A 16,111-nucleotide genomic window follows, 5' to 3' on the forward strand; every position below is an offset into this window, starting at 1 on the left:
CGTTTGTCTGGTCTGACTACTCTATCGGCCCGCTCAAAATTTTATTTAGGAAATATTTAATAAAACCAAACGATATATTTTCCAGGTGGCAACGTGGTCATTTTAATATATTCACCAAGCCAATGTATTTAAAAAAATATATTCCGTTCCCGCCGATTGCAAGGGCTGCAAGCGGCGGAAACGCAGGATCAGTGTTTGATCATGATATGGCGAACCACGGTGTAATCCTCCAGGCCATACACCGACATATCCTTGCCATAGCCAGACATTTTCATCCCGCCGTGAGGCATTTCACTCACCAGCATAAAGTGGGTGTTGACCCAGGTGCAGCCATACTGCAGATGGGCGCTGACGCGGTGCGCGCGGCCAACGTCCTGGGTCCATACCGAAGAGGCCAGCCCGTACTGTGAATCGTTGGCCCAGTTGAGGACCTGCTCTTCATCGTCGAACGCCGTTACGCTCACCACCGGGCCAAAGACTTCCCGCTGGACGATGGCATCCTCCTGCTTCGCCCCCGCCAGCACGGTAGGCTGGAACCAGTAGCCTTTGCCGTCGTGCTTGCTGCCGCCGGTGATCACCTGCACATGCCCCAGCGCCTTTGCCTCATCCACCGCTTTGCACACCCGATCCAGGTGCGCCTGAGAGCTTAGCGGGCCCAGTTCGGTGCTTTCGTCATCCGGCGCGCCGATTTTCAGGCTCGAGACCGCAGCTCCCAGCTTTTCAACCAGCGCGTTGTAGATCCCTTTTTGGGCGTAAATGCGGCAGGCGGCGGTACAGTCCTGCCCGGCGTTATAGAAGCCGAAGGTGCGAACGCCCTCCACCACCGCGTCAAGATCGGCATCGTCAAAGACAATCACCGGCGCTTTGCCGCCCAGCTCCATATGGGTGCGCTTAATCGTCGAGGCGGTATGGCCGATGATGTGCTCCCCGGTAGCGATTGAACCGGTGAGCGACACCATTCGCACCTTGTCGTGCCCGGTGAGCGGGTCGCCAACGGTTTTACCCCGGCCGAACAGGACATTAAGGACCCCGGCCGGGAAGATATCTTTTGCCAGTTCCGCCAGTTTGAGCGCCGTGAGCGGCGTAATCTCGGACGGTTTGAGCACTACGCAGTTACCGGCGGCCAGCGCGGGGGCCAGCTTCCACGCCGCCATCATCAGGGGATAGTTCCAGGGTGCGATTGACGCCACCACCCCCACCGGGTCGCGGCGGATCATCGAGGTATGCCCCTCAAGATATTCTCCCGCCGCCGAGCCGTGAAGGGTGCGCGCCGCCCCGGCAAAGAAGCGGAACACATCGGCAATGGCCGGGATCTCATCGCCTTTAACGCAGTGCAGCGGCTTGCCGCAGTTTTGCGACTCCAGCCCTGCTAAGGCGTCGGCATTGTCTTCAATGGTGTCCGCCAGTTTCAGCAGGCATTCGGCGCGGCTTTTCGGCGTGGTACGTCCCCAGCTGGCGAACGCCCGGTCGGCGGCCTGCACGGCGGCATCCACCTGAGCCGCCGAGGCTTCGGCGATCTCCAGCAGCACCTCGCCGGTGGCAGGGTTATAGACCGGCTGCTTTTCCCCTTCGCCGTTGACCAGTTCACCATTTATCAGCAGTTGAGTTTGCATAGCATTTTCCTGTTGAAATCAATGTTATTTGCCGCTTCCGGCTAGGTTTTCGCCGTCGCGGGTTAGCCACCAGGCCCCCAGAATTGGAATGGCGGTCACCAGCATCACCAGCAGTGCCACCACGTTAGTTATCGGGACATCACGCGGGCGTCCGAGCTGATTTAACAGCCACAGCGGCAACGTCCGCTCGTGTCCGGCGGTAAAGGTCGTCACGATGATCTCATCGAACGACAGGGCAAACGCCAGCATCCCTCCGGCCAGCAGCGCCGACCCGAGATTCGGCAGCACCACGTAACGAAAGGTTTGCCAGCCGTTCGCGCCCAGATCCATAGAGGCTTCAACCAGGCTCCAGGATGTGCGCCGGAAACGGGCAATCACATTATTGAACACCACCACCACGCAAAACGTGGCGTGACCGAGAATGATGGTAAAGAAACCGGGCTCCAGGTTGATGGTTTTGAAGGCCGTCAGCAGCGCCAGACCGGTAATAATCCCCGGCAGAGCGATGGGCAGGATCAGCATCAGCGACACGACGTTTTTGCCAAAGAAATCCCGACGCCACAGCGCCGCGGCCGCGAGAGTGCCCAGCACCAGCGCAATGACGGTAGAGAGCGCGGCGATTTTGAGTGACAACGTCACGGATTCGATGATATCACTGCGTCCCGCTGCGGCGCTGAACCACTTCAGCGTCAGCCCCTGAGGCGGGAAACTGAACGCCGCATCCTCGGTATTAAAAGCATAGATGGCAATAATCAGCAGCGGGAAGTGCAGAAAGATCACCCCGCCCCAGGTGGCTATTTTCAGAAACAGCGGCGCGCGTTCAGAGTGCATCAAAGGCTCCCAGGCGCTTCACGAACGCCAGATAAACAGTAATGAGCACAATCGGCACTAAGGTAAAGGCTGCCGCCATCGGCATATTGCCAATCGCCCCCTGCTGGGAGTAGACCATCTGGCCGATAAAGTAGCCCGGCGGGCCCACCAGCTGCGGCACGATAAAGTCGCCCAGCGTCAGGGAGAAGGTAAAAATCGATCCGGCGGCGATGCCCGGGATCGCCAGCGGCAGGACGACATAGCGGAAGGTCTGCCGTGGACGGGCACCCAGATCAGCCGAGGCCTGCAGCAGCGACGGCGGCAGACGCTCCAGCGCCGCCTGCACCGGCAGGATCATAAACGGCAGCCAGATATAGACGAACACCAGGAAGCGCCCCAGCCCGGAGGTGGAGAGCGTACTGCCACCCACGCCCGGCACCGTCAGCAGCGAGGTCAGCAGCGGCTCCAGCCCCATATGGCTGAGGAACCACTGCGCTACGCCGTCTTTCGCCAGCAGCAGCGTCCAGGCGTAGGCCTTGACGATATAGCTGGCCCACATCGGCAGCATCACCGCGATATAGAAGAACGCTTTCCACTTCCCGCTGGTGTAGCGCGCCATATACCAGGCCATCGGAAAGGCCAGAATGGCGCTGCCGATGGTGACGGCAATCGCCATCGTCAGGGTTCGCAGGATGATGTCATAGTTGGCGGGATTGAACAGCGCGCGGATATTGGCGAAGGTCAGATCTGGCGTCACCGCCATGGTGAAGTCATCAAAGGTGTAGAACCCCTGCCACAGCAGGGCAAACAGCGACCCGAGATAGACGATGCCGAACCACATCAGCGGCCCGAGCAGGAGTAAAAACAGACCCAGCGACGGCCTGCGCCAGAACAGCGCCGACAGACGCCCCGGCAGGCCGTGGGAGGCCGGTGGAGGTGACACGCTCATGTCCATCTCACCCCTCCTCATTCAGCGGCACCATGGCGTCGCGCGCCCACGAGGCGGTGACCAGCTGGCCGGGCTCAACCCCCGAAACCTGGGTCAAACCGCTCAGGTTGGCCTGGCTTACCAGCAGTTTCTCCCCTTCGGCAAGACGCAATTCGTAGCGGGTGGCCGCCCCCTGGAACTGAACCGCCTGCACCTGGCCCTGTACCTGAATTTCACCCTGCCCGTCCAGACGGATATGCTCCGGGCGCAGGGAGTAGCTGCCGGACATGCCGCAGACGCGCCGTGCCGTCGCGTCGGTAAAGACGTTCGAGGTGCCGACGAAGCTGGCGACAAAGGGCGTGCGCGGGCGCAGATAGAGCTCGCGCGGGGTATCCACTTGTTCAATACGCCCGTTGTTAAACACCGCCACCCGGTCAGACATCGACAGCGCTTCGCCCTGATCGTGGGTGACGAAAATAAAGGTGATCCCCAGCTCCTGCTGCAGCTTTTTCAGCTCAAACTGCATCTGCTCGCGCAGCTTAAGATCCAGCGCGCCGAGAGGTTCATCCAGCAGCAAAACCCGGGGCTGATTGACCAGCGCCCGGGCAATCGCCACCCGCTGGCGCTGGCCACCGGAGAGCTGCGAGGGCTTGCGCGCTTCGGCAAAGCTGAGTCCGACCTTCTCCAGCGCTTCCCGCGCCTGTGCCTGGCGGGTGGATTTGTTGATCCTTTTAACCATCAGCCCGTAGGCCACGTTCTCAAGGATCGACATGTGGGGAAAGAGCGCGTAGTCCTGAAAAACGGTGTTGACGTCGCGCTCCCAGGGCGGAAGCAGGCTGGCGTCTTTACCGAAAATGGAAATCGTGCCCCCGCTCAGCTGTTCGAAACCGGCAATCAGGCGCAGGCAGGTGGTTTTGCCGGAGCCCGAAGGCCCCAGCATGGAGAAAAACTCGCCGTCACGTATCCGGATCGTCACCCCATCCACCGCACGCACGTCGCCATACAGGCGTGAGACTTCGTTAAACTCGACTGCGTACGTCATAATCCGCTCCCTGGCGCTTAACGACCGCCCATAATGGCGATGTAGTCCTGAACCCAGCGGCTGTACGGAACGAATTTCCCGCCGTTGGCGGTCGGCGTTTTCCAGAACATGATTTTGTCGAAATAGTTATAGCCGTTGGTTTCGCAGCCCTTGTCGCCGAGCAGGGTGCTGGCTTTACAGCCTTCCGCAACCACCGGCAGCGAGCCGAACCACCCCGCCAGATCGCCCTGCACTTTCGGCGTCAGGGACCAGTTCATCCACTTATAGGCGCACATCGGGTGTTTGGCGTCGGCGTGCAGCATGGTGGTATCCGCCCAGCCCGTAACGCCCTCTTTCGGGAAGACGGTGCCAATTGGCTGATTCTCACCTTTCAGGGCGTTGGCCTGATACGGCCAGGCGCTGGAGGCCACCACCCCTTCGTTTTTGAAATCACTCATCTGGACGGTGGTGTCGTGCCAGTAGCGGTGAACAAGCGCATGCTGATCTTTCAGCACCTTCACCACCGCCGCGTACTGTTTTTCCGTCAGCTGGTAAGGGTCGGTTATGCCCAGATCCGGCTGGGTGGCTTTGACGTACAGCGCCGCATCGGCCACGTAAATCGGGCCATCGTAGGCCTGGACGCGCCCTTTGTTGGTTTTGCCATCCGGCAGGTTTTGCTCTTTAAACACCACAGCCCAGCTGTCAGGCGGCGTCGGGAAGGTTTTGGTGTTGTACATCAGCAGGTTTGGCCCCCACTGGTAGGGTGTGCCATACGCTTTGCCCTCGACGTTAAACCACTCGCCTTTGACGATGCGCGGGTCGATGGTTTTCCAGTTGGGGATTAAATCGGGATTGATCGGCTGCACGCGTTTGCCCATGATCAGGCGCAGGGAGGCGTCGCCGGAAGCGGTGACCAGGTCATAACCGCCCTTCGCCATCAGGCTGACCATCTCATCCGAAGTGGCGGCAGTTTTAACGTTAACTTTGCAGCCGGTCTCTTTTTCAAACTGGGTGACCCAGTCATAATTTTTATCGGTCTCACCCCGTTCGATATAGCCCGGCCAGGCGATGATATCCAGCCGCCCTTCACCCTTGCCGATCTCTTTTGGAGGCTCTGCCGCCTGCGCAGTCAAAATAGTCATGCCGAGCGCGCACAGGCTGCTACGGGCAAATTTTTTGCTCATACGTAATACTCCTGTCGTAATGAAATCAGACGGCAGCCGTGCCGGTAGAATATCTCCTTAATTAAACGTAGACCGCGCCATTGCGGCGCACCCGGCAGGCCTGAGAAATTTCACCAGGTTGTGACCGGGGGCGCATTCCCCGGTAACTGGATTATAGACAAGGGGTTAGCAGACGAAGGGGTTATGCATATTTCCTATGAGCGGTAATAAAAAACGCCGCAAATTAATTGCGGCGTTATTAACGGGATAAGAAATAATTATTCAGACCGGCAGATCACTAGCGCAAAAAACCTATTTTTGAGTTTTTAACATGTCGCTAATTATCCGCGCTAACTGGATCACCGCCTGCTCTTCCCGCTCTCCCCAGGCCCACGAGGTATTAAAGCGGAAAAACGGCGTCCAGGTATCGGAGGTGGAAAACATTTTACCCGGGGCGATACTGATGTGATGCCCCAGCGCCCGGGCGCTAAGCTCCCCGGCATCCAGCGGCGCGGGCAGTTCCAGCCATAAGAAGTAGCCGCTGTCGCTGTGGTGGATTTTGACCTCGGCGGGCAGATGGCGCAGCAGCGCCTGCCACGCCTGCTGTTTGCGGTCGGCCAGGGTACGGCGCAGACGCCTGAGATGGGCGTCGTAGCGTTTGGTGGCGAGATAATCCACCAGCGCCAGCTGCATCGGCGAACTGGTGGATAAGGTGCTCATCAGCTGAAGCTGCTGGATGCGGCGTGCATGTTTCCCGGCGGCGACCCAGCCAATACGAAATCCGGCCACCAGGCATTTGGAGAACGACGAGCAGTGCAGCGTCATGTCGTTTCGATCCCAGGCTTTCGCCGGGAGCGGCTTTTCGCGGCCGTAATAGAGCTCGCTGTACACATCATCTTCAATCAGCGTGACGTTATGTTGCGCGAGCAAAGCAATAAGCTGCGCTTTCTTTTCGGCACTGAGGGTAAAGCCCAGCGGGTTCTGCCCGTTGGTCATCAGCCAGCAGGCTTTCACCGGATAGTCGTTCAGCGCCTGTGCCAGCGCATTGAGGTCGATCCCGTCGCGCACGTCGGTGGCGACCGACAGCGCCTTCAGCTTCAGCCTCTCCAACGCCTGCAGCGCGCCATAGAAACAGGGGTTTTCGACGATAACCCAGTCGCCCGGTTCGGTCACCGCCTGCAGGCTGAGGTTGAGGGCTTCGAGCGCCCCGGCGGTAATAACGATTTCATCCGGGGAGATATTCATCCCCTGCTGGGCATAGCGGCGGGCGATGGCATGGCGCAGATCGACGTTCCCCGGCGGCAGGTTCTCGATCACGCTCATGGCGGTAGCGGTTTTGCTGACGTTCGCCAGGGAGCGGTTCAGCTGCTGTAAGGGGAAGAGGCGCGGATCGGGAAAGGCCGAGGCAAAAGGCACCACTGAGGGATCGCGGCTGGCCTGCAGGACGTCGAAGATATAGGTATTGATATCGACCGCCTCGTCGCGCATCACCTGCGCGGGCGGCACCGGCTGTTGCCCGCTGGGACGGGCCGCGACGTAATACCCCGACTGCGGACGCGCCACAATATGGCCCTGACTCTCCAGCATCTGGTACGCATGACCGACGGTCATAAAGCTCATTCCGCTGCTGGTCACCTGCTCGCGCAGCGAGGGAAGCTTATCGCCGGGCTGCCAGACGCCGAGTTCGATCTGCGAAATGATTTGCTGCGCCAGGCGCTGGTATTTTTTCATCGGGTTCTCCTTGCTGCGTTCCATAGTATATCAGCAGGAGAAAAAAGGCAGAATTAATAAACTGTTATAGGTGTGAGGGGGATGTCAGCAGGCGTGACGGCGCCTGGCTGGATTACTTACGCAGCTCAAACGGCACCTGGCGGGCATGACGGGAAGCCGCTAAGTGGTCGAGGGCGATCATGGATGATTTGCAGAAAATGCACTTTGCGCCGTGTGGATTTTTTTCAGACACGTCAAAAATGGAAGTGCGGAACTGCGAGCCATGACAGCATGGGCAACGAAAATGGATAGTAGAACTCATGTAAATCTCCTGTACGTATACACGTAAAACTAATGGGCCTTAAAGGCAAAAGGGTCTGAGACAAAACTAATCAGAGCGTAAAGATAAAACCCAGGAGCGACTGTGGAGAGGCACAACGTGATGAGAGATGCTTTAAATACTGCTTAGATATCTTTTGGATTTCAAACCGAAAGAGCATTAACGCATGAATCCAGGAAGGAGGCAAGCGTTATTTACGCTAAAATTCTGTCGGTTACTCTACTCGCTGTATTCATTCAAATTTTTTGATGGGTTCTGTGAAATAAACGGCATTTCATCTCTTTACGTAATCCGTAAAGTAACGATCACGCTATTTCTCTGACATCAGGAAAACCCGGAATGAAAAAGATCGGTTTTTTATCATTTGGTCACTGGACCCCGTCGCCGCAGTCCGGCACCCGCAGCGCCGCTGACGCGCTGCTGCAGTCCATCGATCTGGCGGTCGCCGCCGAAGAGCTGGGCGCCGATGGCGCTTATTTCCGGGTGCACCATTTTGCCCGTCAGCTCGCCTCCCCCTTCCCGCTGCTGGCAGCGATTGGCGCGAAAACCAGCCGGATTGAGATTGGGACCGGCGTTATCGACATGCGCTATGAAAATCCGCTCTACATGGCGGAAGATGCGGGCTCGGCCGATTTGATCGCCGGCGGGCGCTTGCAGCTGGGCATCAGCCGCGGCTCCCCGGAACAGGTGATCGACGGCTGGCGCTACTTTGGCTACGTGCCGGGCGAAGGTGAAAACGAGTCGGATATGGCGCGTCGTCACACCGAAGTATTGCTGGACGTGCTGCGCGGCGAAGGCTTTGCCAAACCCAACCCGCAGCCGATGTTCCCTAACCCGCCGGGACTGCTGCGCGTTGAGCCGCATTCCGAAGGGCTGCGGGATCGCATCTGGTGGGGCGCAGGCTCCAATGCCACCGCCGTATGGGCCGCTAAGCTGGGGATGAACCTGCAAAGCTCCACCCTGAAAGACGACGAAACCGGCGAGCCATTCCATATCCAGCAGGCAAAACAGATCCGCGCCTACCGCGAAGCCTGGGCCGAAGCGGGACATACCCGCACGCCGCGCGTCTCGGTCAGCCGCAGCATTTTTGCCCTGATGGACGATCGCGATCGCATGTACTTCGGCTCCAGCCGTAACGAAAGCGACAGCGTGGGCTATCTGGATGAGAAAACCCGCGCCATCTTCGGGCGCAGCTACGCCGCCGAGCCAGACAAGCTGATTGCCCAACTGAAACAGGACGAAGCCATCGCCGAAGCGGACACGCTGTTATTGACCGTACCGAATCAGCTGGGTGTGGAATATAACGTGCACGTGATTGAGTCGATTCTGAAGCATGTGGCACCGGCTATGGGCTGGCGTGACGCGTAACTAAAATGACGTCTCGCGTGATAGCATTACGCGAGACGTTAAGGGCTGATGGTTAAGGTCAGTTATTTATATAACTGCCTGATATATTTGCAATAACTATGGCACGTTATGCCTGGCCTTTGTCATAAAACTGATGTTAAGTAATGCCTGTTTTTTTAAGCTTACTGACAAAAGGAGTTTGGCATGGCAATTCCGGCGTACTTATGGTTAAAAAATGATGGCGGGGCAGATATCCGCGGTTCTGTAGATGTTCGTCATCGCGAAGGGAGTATTGAAATATTAGGATTTGGCCACGGTCTTCATTTACCTACAGACAGCAACACTGGAAAGATAACGGGTACACGTATCCACAGCGCGTTAGTTTTTGAAAAAGAGTTCGATTCTTCTAGTCCTTATCTTTATAAAGCTGTTGCCCATGGGCAAACCCTGAAGTCAGCTGAATTTAAATGGTATCGCATTAATTACGCGGGACTGGAAGAAGAGTACTTTAATATGCTCCTCGAAGGGGTAAAAGTCGTATCTGTTTGCCCGCTCATGCATGATGTAAAAAATCCTTCAACAGTTAAACACAACCATCTTGAATCAATCGCCCTGCGCTATGAAAAAATCACGTGGAAACACTGTGACGGGAATATCATTTTTTCCGATGCGTGGAATGAAAGATGATTCGTTGCACATTTCATTTGAATGGTGGGCAGTTGTCTACCCTGAGTTGTCCGGGGGTCGGGTTCTTTCCTGCATATTCTGGACACGCCGGAGCCAACAGAAATAATCCAGATTCTGTTGCCTTGAAAAAGAAAGGGCCTTGCCTCCTGGGAAATATTTCATTGTTACTCGTTACCGTGGAGGTCTCGGTTCCCGTTGGCACGATATGTTCAAAGAACTTGAAAGTGGTTCAAACCGTGACTTTTGGTTTGCACTTTACCGGGACGATGGGGTTTTCGATGACTCAACATTTATAGAAAACGTAGAGCGCGGTGCTTTTCGTCTTCATCCAGCAGGCAGTTCAGGAATTAGTGAAGGATGTATTACATTGCCAAATCATTCCCACTATCGAATTCTCCATCATGCATTGTTAAGCACAGGTTCTTTGCCTATTACAGCCGAGCTTAAAGCATTTGGCACAATACAGGTCTATTAATGAAACCCAGCACCAGCGTAGTTATATGGTTAACAGAGTTAGCTCTTCTGTGTCTCGTTTATTCTTTTATTTGTCTCGTTATGCCCGACGTCTGGTTATATGACATCTACACAGATACGTTTGGTTTTCTGACCGAGGCTCAGTGGTACGATCGTTACATATTTGCTTTGTCCATTTTATCTCTGTTGTTTACCACGCTTTTAATCTGGCTGTTCGCTCGCTACAGGTTTAAGCGTCATACCCGTAGAGAATAACGCCCAAACACAATGCCAGCGCCTAGGCCCGTGCAAGCGAAGCGCCGCCGGGCAATAAGCCCATCGACTATAACAGTCCCGGTTAACTCACCATTTCATTCAAACTGTTATACATAAATTCCCCGTTTCTGTCTCTGATACTCACTTTTGCGCTGATTTACCATAACAGACACACCGATTGACCTTGAGGCTGTGCATGTTTGGTTTAGATGCGTTTCACCTTGCGAGGATCCAGTTTGCGTTTACTGTCTCCTTCCACATTATTTTCCCGGCGATCACCATTGGTCTCGCCAGCTATCTGGCGGTGCTGGAGGGGTTATGGCTGAAAAGCAAAAACCCCGTCTGGCGCTCGCTGTACCATTTCTGGTCGAAGATTTTCGCCGTCAACTTTGGTATGGGCGTGGTCTCCGGGCTGGTGATGGCCTACCAGTTTGGCACCAACTGGAGCGGCTTTTCCCAGTTTGCGGGCAGCATTACCGGCCCGCTGCTGACCTATGAAGTGCTGACCGCGTTCTTCCTCGAAGCCGGTTTTCTGGGCGTGATGCTCTTCGGCTGGAACAAAGTTGGGCCGGGGCTGCACTTCTTTGCCACCTGCATGGTGGCGCTGGGCACTATCATCTCCACCTTCTGGATCCTTGCCTCGAACAGCTGGATGCAGACCCCGCAGGGCTTTGAGATCGTCAACGGCCAGGTGGTGCCGGTGGACTGGTTCGCGGTGGTATTTAACCCCTCCTTCCCCTATCGCCTGCTGCATATGTCCATTGCCGCGTTCCTCAGCAGCGCGCTGTTTGTCGCGGCTTCTGCGGCCTGGCATCTGCTGCGCGGAAATAACACCCCCGCCATTCGCCGCATGTTCTCGATGGCGCTGTGGATGACGCTGATCGTCGCCCCCATTCAGGCGATGGTCGGGGATATGCATGGCCTCAACACCCTCAAGCATCAGCCGGCCAAAATTGCCGCCATTGAAGGCCACTGGGAGAACCCGCCCGGCGAGCCGACCCCGCTGCTGCTGTTTGGCTGGCCGGATATGGAGCAGGAGCGCACCCGCTACGGGCTGGAGATCCCAGCGCTCGGCAGCCTGATCCTCACCCACAGTCTGGATAAGCAGGTTCCGGCGCTGAAGGAGTTCCCGAAAGAGGATCGCCCCAACTCCACCATCGTCTTCTGGTCGTTCCGCATTATGGCCGGGCTGGGCATGCTGATGCTGATGTTGGGTGCCGTCGCCCTGTGGCTGCGCTACAAGCAGCGGCTCTACCACTCCCGGCCGTTCCTGTGGTTTGCCCTGTTGATGGGGCCGTCGGGACTCATTGCCATTCTCGCCGGGTGGGTGACTACCGAGGTAGGCCGCCAGCCATGGGTGGTGTACGGGCTACAGCGCACCAAAGATGCGGTTTCTGCCCACGGCGACCTGCATATGAGCGTCAGCCTGCTGGCCTTCATCGTGGTCTACACCTCGGTGTTTGGCGTGGGATACAGCTACATGGTGCGCCTGATTAAAAAGGGGCCGCAGGAAGAAGAGACCTTCCCGACCGAAAACGATGGACGCCCGGCACGCCCGCTCTCAGCTGCGAGCACTGAGTTTACTACCAAGGAGACACCATAATGGGCATCGATCTCTCCCTGATCTGGTTTGTGATCATCGTCTTCGCCACCCTGATGTACATCGTGATGGACGGCTTTGACCTCGGCATTGGCATTCTGTTTCCCGCGATTCAGGACGCGGACGATCGGGATGTGATGGTCAACAGCGTCGCCCCGGTGTGGGACGGGAACGAAACCTGGCTGGTGCTGGGCGGGGCCGCGCTGTTTGGCGCCTTTCCGCTGGCCTACGCGGTGATCATCGATGCCCTGACCATCCCGCTGACCTTGATGCTGATTGGGCTGATTTTCCGCGGCGTGGCGTTTGAATTCCGCTTCAAGGCGACGCCCGCGCACCGCCCCTTCTGGGACAAGGCGTTTATTGGCGGCTCCTTGCTCGCCACCTTCACCCAGGGCGTGGTCGTGGGCGCGGTGATCAACGGTTTTCCGGTTTCAGGCCGCGCCTATGCAGGCGGTCCATTCGACTGGTTCACGCCGTTCAACCTGTTCTGCGGCCTGGGACTGGCAGTAGCCTATGCCTTTTTAGGCGCCACCTGGCTGGTGATGAAAAGCGAAAACCCGCTGCAGAGCCGGATGCGACAGGTCTCTAAACGCCTGCTGCTGGCGCTGCTGGCGATCATCGCGGTTATCAGCCTCTGGACACCGCTGGCGCATCCGGCCATCGCCGAGCGCTGGTTTAGCCTGCCAAACCTGTTCTTCCTGCTGCCGGTGCCGGTTCTGGTCGTCATTCTGGGGCTGTGTCAGTGGCGTAGCCTGAATAACCCGCACAGCCATCATCTGCCGTTTGTATTGACCCTCGGGTTAATCTTCCTGGGCTTTAGCGGGCTTGGGATCAGCATCTGGCCGCACATCATTCCACCGTCCATTACCTTATGGCAAGCCGCTGCGCCTGCCCAGAGTCAGGGCTTTATGCTGGTGGGGGCGCTGTTTATTATCCCGATCATCCTTGTCTACACTTTCTGGAGCTACTACGTATTTCGCGGAAAAGTCCAGCCTGGGGAGGGCTATCACTGATGAATCAACCGGTCTGGAAACGTCTGATGTGGATGGTGATTATCTGGGGCGGCAGCGTGTTAGCGCTGGCGCTGGTGGGAATGTTTTTCCGGGTGCTGATGACGGCGGCGGGGTTTAAGTCTCACTGATTTTCACCCTCACCCTAACCCTCTCCCTGAAAGGGAGAGGGGATAGTCTGGTGCCCTTCTTACCGACGAATCCTGACAAAACCTTTTCCGCGTTTGAATATTTGAATAATAACCTAACGTAACTGTTGGCATCATACCCTGTAAAGGTAATCAACCGGTGGCAAGATGTTTACAAAAGCGTTATCGATAATGTTACTGACCTGTGCGTTATTTTCGGGTCAGCTGATGGCAGGCCACAAAGGGCACGCGTTTTTTTGGGTGAAGAACGTCGAGCAGCAGTTACGCCACGAGGCGGACAGCGATGAGCTGCGGGTAGCAGCAGAGGAGTCGGCTGACGGCTTGCGCGAACATCACCACTGGCAGAAGTCGCGCAAACCGGATACACATTTTCGCTAATTAACTGCCTTTGCGCTTCGGCAGCGTTTTCAGCAGATCGTCAGGGCTGACGGAGGCCACCACGCTGCCCGGCTGAGGCATTTTGAAGATGTGGTTTTTCATCTTGCCGATGACGTGCATTTCGCACGGACGGCAGTCAAATTTCAGGGTTAACACCTCGTCCCCATTCACCAGCTGCATCGGCGTCGCTTTCCAGCTTTTGATATTGCCCTTCGCCTGTTTCGGGCACAGGTTGAAGGCGAAGCGCAGGCAGTGCTTGGTGATCATCACCGGCACGTCGCCCTTCTCTTCATGGGCTTCATAGGCGGCGTCTATCAGCTCCACGCCGTAGCGCTGATAGAACGCCCGCGCTTTATGGTTGTAGACGTTCGCCAGGAACGAGAGATGCGTATCCGGGTAGACCGGCGGCGGCACGGAGACCGGTTTGCGGCTGCCGCGAGGGTAGTTTTCCAGACGCGCCGCGTCCAGCATCTCTGCCGTTTCACGACGGAACTGGTTCAGCAGGCTGTTAGGGACAAACAGCGCACCCGGCAGATTGACCTGAATATCACGCGCGTAATAGATGGTCTGGCCCAGTTTAGCGACACCGTCTTTCAGGTTGTTCAGCGCCTTTTCGGCGTTGTTCGCCACCTCAAACTGCCCGTCCAGCGTGTGAGTCACGCTGGTGCCGTCTTCGCTGGTCATGGTGAGGATCAGCTGCTCTTCCCAGCCGCCCAGCTCGATATCCACCGCAATGCGACGCTCGCTGGAGGTTTTCAGCAGCGCCTGCTGCCAGTTGTGGTCGAGGTTACGATTAAGCGCCGCATGCGGACGCGCTTTATACAGGTCGGCAGGCATCTCGTTCGGCCAGACGCGGTAGCGGTTTTCTGCGGTTTTTTCTACCGTATTGGCGCGGAAGCCGACCACTTCACGCTTGATCATCACGTTCAGACCGTCGCCGTTGGCCAGCGGTTCGGTCACTTCGACATCCAGATACTCTTTCGTCACCTTCAGCACTTCACCCACCGGCAGGCCGATAAACTTCGGTGAATCGAATGCGCCGATATCGTCTTTACGCGCGTTCACGAAGTAATCGGTGCTGCCGCGATGGAAGGTCTTGTCGGTGGACGGGATAAAGAAGTGCTCGGTGCGCCCGGCAGAGCTGCGCGCCAGACCGCCGCGATCTTCGATGATGGCATCGAGCATCTGACGGTAATGGGCGGTGATGTTTTTCACGTAGCTCATATCTTTGTAGCGCCCTTCAATCTTGAAGGACTGCACGCCCGCGTCGATCAGCGCGCCCAGGTTGGCGGTCTGGTCGTTGTCTTTCATCGACAGAAGGTGTTTTTCAAAAGCCACCACGCGGCCCTGATCGTCTTTCAGGGTATAGGGCAGACGACACGCCTGGGAGCAGTCGCCGCGGTTGGCACTGCGTCCGGTCTGGGCGTGGGAGATGTTGCACTGGCCGGAGTAAGCCACGCACAGAGCGCCGTGAATAAAGAACTCAATAGTGGCGTCGGTCGCCTGGCGGATGTCGCGGATCTGATTGAGGTTCAGCTCGCGGGCCAGCACGATCTGGGTAAAGCCCGCATCAGACAGAAACTTCGCTTTCTCTACGCTGCGGATATCGCACTGGGTGCTGGCGTGCAGCTCAATCGGCGGGATATCCATTTCGAGGACGCCCATATCCTGGACGATCAGCGCGTCGACGCCGGTCTGGTACAGATCGGTGATCAGACGCTGCGCCGGTTCCAGTTCATCATCATGAAGAATGGTGTTCAGGGTCACGAACACTTTCGCCCCAAAACGGTGGGCGAACGGCACCAGGTCGGCGATATCGCGCAGGCTGTTGCTGGCATTATGGCGGGCGCCAAATCCAGGGCCGCCGATATAAACCGCATCGGCACCGTGAAGAATAGCTTCACGGGCAATGGCGGCGTCACGAGCCGGGCTTAAAAGTTCAAGATGATGGGATGGCAGGCGCATACTTCGTCGTTATCCGTTATGGTCAAAATGGCGGCTATTGTAGTCAGAAGTATGGGCCAGTGAAACAGTTTTGCGTGCCTTTAGCGGGGATAATGGATGAGTGAGTGAAAGTGCACCGTCTGGCCGCTGCTGTTGAGGTAGGCGTGCGGTTTATCCCCGGCAAATCGCAGGCCGGTATCGGGCATAAGTGTCTGCCAGACGCCGTCGATCTGCATCTCCAGTTCGCCGCTGATCACCACCACGTGTTCAATCACCCCCGCCTCGTGCGGCGTGGATTCGCTGAGCGCGCCGGGTGCCAGGGTTATGGAAAAATGATCGTACTTCAGCGCGTCATCCCATGGGAACAGCGGTTTCACCACCATCGCCTGCTGCTGGGGATCAAACACAGCCGGGTTCTCCGCTTCGGGGGTGATAAAGGTCGAGAACGGCACGTTAAGCCCGGTGGCAATTTTCCACAGCGTCGAAACCGTCGGGCTGGATTCGTTGCGTTCCACCTGGCCGAGCATCGCTTTCGACACCCCGGTCTCTTCTGCCAGCTTCGACAGGCTCCAGCCGCGCGCCTGACGCAGCGTTTTCAGTGTGATGGCAAGATGTTGTGTGATGTCCATGGTCCCTCCCGTTGCCGCGAGTGTAGCACTTGTATGCTATAACGCACAGTGCT

At 57.0% G+C, this 16,111-nt stretch carries 15 protein-coding genes and 1 pseudogene; 7 read left to right on the plus strand and 9 right to left on the minus strand.

Annotated features, from left to right (window positions below):
- Positions 1–188 precede the first annotated feature (188 nt).
- The 7 genes from patD to ymcF form a co-directional block, all read right to left on the minus strand.
- Positions 189–1,613, minus strand: a complete 1,425-nt coding sequence (gene patD / locus ACOYA6_RS07420; RefSeq protein ID WP_223075336.1) for an aminobutyraldehyde dehydrogenase — start codon at positions 1,611–1,613, stop codon at positions 189–191.
- 24 nt (positions 1,614–1,637) lie between these two features.
- Positions 1,638–2,444 carry an ABC transporter permease gene (locus ACOYA6_RS07425; protein WP_422654400.1) on the minus strand — a complete coding sequence of 269 codons (807 nt, stop codon included), beginning with the start codon at positions 2,442–2,444 and terminating at the stop codon, positions 1,638–1,640.
- Positions 2,434–3,378, minus strand: coding sequence for an ABC transporter permease (locus tag ACOYA6_RS07430; protein WP_039028656.1), 945 nt, complete (start codon positions 3,376–3,378; stop codon positions 2,434–2,436). Before ACOYA6_RS07430 ends, ACOYA6_RS07425 begins: the two co-directional genes overlap by 11 nt.
- 1 nt (position 3,379) lies before the next feature.
- Complete coding sequence (locus ACOYA6_RS07435; protein WP_422654401.1) at positions 3,380–4,393, minus strand: ABC transporter ATP-binding protein; 1,014 nt, start codon at positions 4,391–4,393, stop codon at positions 3,380–3,382.
- A gap of 17 nt (positions 4,394–4,410) precedes the next feature.
- On the minus strand, positions 4,411–5,556 hold the full coding sequence (ydcS, locus tag ACOYA6_RS07440) for a putative ABC transporter substrate-binding protein YdcS (RefSeq protein WP_422654402.1): 1,146 nt from the start codon (positions 5,554–5,556) through the stop codon (positions 4,411–4,413).
- Between the two features lie 291 nt (positions 5,557–5,847).
- Positions 5,848–7,266, minus strand: coding sequence for an aminotransferase-like domain-containing protein (locus ACOYA6_RS07445; protein WP_422654403.1), 1,419 nt, complete (start codon positions 7,264–7,266; stop codon positions 5,848–5,850).
- A 112-nt stretch (positions 7,267–7,378) separates the two neighbouring features.
- Positions 7,379–7,567, minus strand: coding sequence for a cold shock small protein YmcF (gene ymcF, locus ACOYA6_RS07450; RefSeq protein WP_422654404.1), 189 nt, complete (start codon positions 7,565–7,567; stop codon positions 7,379–7,381).
- A 357-nt stretch (positions 7,568–7,924) separates the two neighbouring features.
- On the opposite strand from ymcF, the gene ACOYA6_RS07455 reads away from it, so the two are divergent.
- From ACOYA6_RS07455 to ACOYA6_RS07485, 7 genes and pseudogenes are all read left to right on the plus strand, one after another.
- Positions 7,925–8,953, plus strand: a complete 1,029-nt coding sequence (locus tag ACOYA6_RS07455; protein ID WP_223075340.1) for an LLM class flavin-dependent oxidoreductase — start codon at positions 7,925–7,927, stop codon at positions 8,951–8,953.
- Positions 8,954–9,136: 183 nt separating this feature from the next.
- Positions 9,137–9,619 (plus strand): Hcp family type VI secretion system effector, encoded by a 483-nt coding sequence (locus ACOYA6_RS07460; protein WP_422654405.1) that lies wholly within the window; start codon positions 9,137–9,139, stop codon positions 9,617–9,619.
- Positions 9,616–10,094, plus strand: a pseudogene (locus tag ACOYA6_RS07465) (DUF2778 domain-containing protein). The gene ACOYA6_RS07460 and the pseudogene ACOYA6_RS07465 overlap by 4 nt, the downstream one beginning before the upstream one ends.
- Before the next feature lie 450 nt (positions 10,095–10,544).
- A complete protein-coding gene (locus ACOYA6_RS07470; protein WP_422654406.1) occupies positions 10,545–11,951 on the plus strand; it encodes a cytochrome ubiquinol oxidase subunit I in 1,407 nt (468 codons plus the stop codon).
- Positions 11,951–12,961 (plus strand): cytochrome d ubiquinol oxidase subunit II, encoded by a 1,011-nt coding sequence (gene cydB, locus ACOYA6_RS07475; protein ID WP_138369053.1) that lies wholly within the window; start codon positions 11,951–11,953, stop codon positions 12,959–12,961. Before ACOYA6_RS07470 ends, cydB begins: the two co-directional genes overlap by 1 nt.
- Entirely contained in the window at positions 12,961–13,089 is a 129-nt protein-coding gene (locus tag ACOYA6_RS07480; RefSeq protein WP_032610877.1) for a DUF2474 domain-containing protein, read from the plus strand. Before cydB ends, ACOYA6_RS07480 begins: the two co-directional genes overlap by 1 nt.
- Positions 13,090–13,254: 165 nt before the next feature.
- Positions 13,255–13,485: a DUF2554 family protein gene (locus ACOYA6_RS07485; protein WP_422654407.1), complete on the plus strand. Its 231-nt coding sequence runs from the start codon at positions 13,255–13,257 to the stop codon at positions 13,483–13,485.
- Here the strand turns inward: ACOYA6_RS07485 and ACOYA6_RS07490 are convergent, their stop codons facing one another.
- Both ACOYA6_RS07490 and ACOYA6_RS07495 read right to left on the minus strand, forming a co-directional pair.
- Complete coding sequence (locus ACOYA6_RS07490; protein ID WP_039028646.1) at positions 13,486–15,450, minus strand: peptidase U32 family protein; 1,965 nt, start codon at positions 15,448–15,450, stop codon at positions 13,486–13,488.
- Positions 15,451–15,530: 80 nt separating this feature from the next.
- Positions 15,531–16,058, minus strand: a complete 528-nt coding sequence (locus tag ACOYA6_RS07495; protein WP_422654408.1) for a helix-turn-helix domain-containing protein — start codon at positions 16,056–16,058, stop codon at positions 15,531–15,533.
- Positions 16,059–16,111 lie beyond the last annotated feature (53 nt).

Origin of the sequence: Leclercia barmai (genome assembly GCF_049312895.1) — a bacterium.
In the GTDB taxonomy this organism is placed as follows: domain Bacteria; phylum Pseudomonadota; class Gammaproteobacteria; order Enterobacterales; family Enterobacteriaceae; genus Enterobacter; species Enterobacter barmai.

Excerpts from the sequence above, each read along its gene's own strand:
- patD (WP_223075336.1), bottom strand. The coding sequence starts at position 1,613 with ATGCAAACTCAACTGCTGATAAATGGTGAACTGGTCAACGGCGAAGGG.
- ACOYA6_RS07425 (WP_422654400.1), bottom strand. The coding sequence starts at position 2,444 with ATGCACTCTGAACGCGCGCCGCTGTTTCTGAAAATAGCCACCTGGGGC.
- ACOYA6_RS07430 (WP_039028656.1), bottom strand. The coding sequence starts at position 3,378 with ATGGACATGAGCGTGTCACCTCCACCGGCCTCCCACGGCCTGCCGGGG.
- ACOYA6_RS07435 (WP_422654401.1), bottom strand. The coding sequence starts at position 4,393 with ATGACGTACGCAGTCGAGTTTAACGAAGTCTCACGCCTGTATGGCGAC.
- ydcS (WP_422654402.1), bottom strand. The coding sequence starts at position 5,556 with ATGAGCAAAAAATTTGCCCGTAGCAGCCTGTGCGCGCTCGGCATGACT.
- ACOYA6_RS07445 (WP_422654403.1), bottom strand. The coding sequence starts at position 7,266 with ATGAAAAAATACCAGCGCCTGGCGCAGCAAATCATTTCGCAGATCGAA.
- ymcF (WP_422654404.1), bottom strand. The coding sequence starts at position 7,567 with ATGAGTTCTACTATCCATTTTCGTTGCCCATGCTGTCATGGCTCGCAG.
- ACOYA6_RS07455 (WP_223075340.1), top strand. The coding sequence starts at position 7,925 with ATGAAAAAGATCGGTTTTTTATCATTTGGTCACTGGACCCCGTCGCCG.
- ACOYA6_RS07460 (WP_422654405.1), top strand. The coding sequence starts at position 9,137 with ATGGCAATTCCGGCGTACTTATGGTTAAAAAATGATGGCGGGGCAGAT.
- ACOYA6_RS07470 (WP_422654406.1), top strand. The coding sequence starts at position 10,545 with ATGTTTGGTTTAGATGCGTTTCACCTTGCGAGGATCCAGTTTGCGTTT.
- cydB (WP_138369053.1), top strand. The coding sequence starts at position 11,951 with ATGGGCATCGATCTCTCCCTGATCTGGTTTGTGATCATCGTCTTCGCC.
- ACOYA6_RS07480 (WP_032610877.1), top strand. The coding sequence starts at position 12,961 with ATGAATCAACCGGTCTGGAAACGTCTGATGTGGATGGTGATTATCTGG.
- ACOYA6_RS07485 (WP_422654407.1), top strand. The coding sequence starts at position 13,255 with ATGTTTACAAAAGCGTTATCGATAATGTTACTGACCTGTGCGTTATTT.
- ACOYA6_RS07490 (WP_039028646.1), bottom strand. The coding sequence starts at position 15,450 with ATGCGCCTGCCATCCCATCATCTTGAACTTTTAAGCCCGGCTCGTGAC.
- ACOYA6_RS07495 (WP_422654408.1), bottom strand. The coding sequence starts at position 16,058 with ATGGACATCACACAACATCTTGCCATCACACTGAAAACGCTGCGTCAG.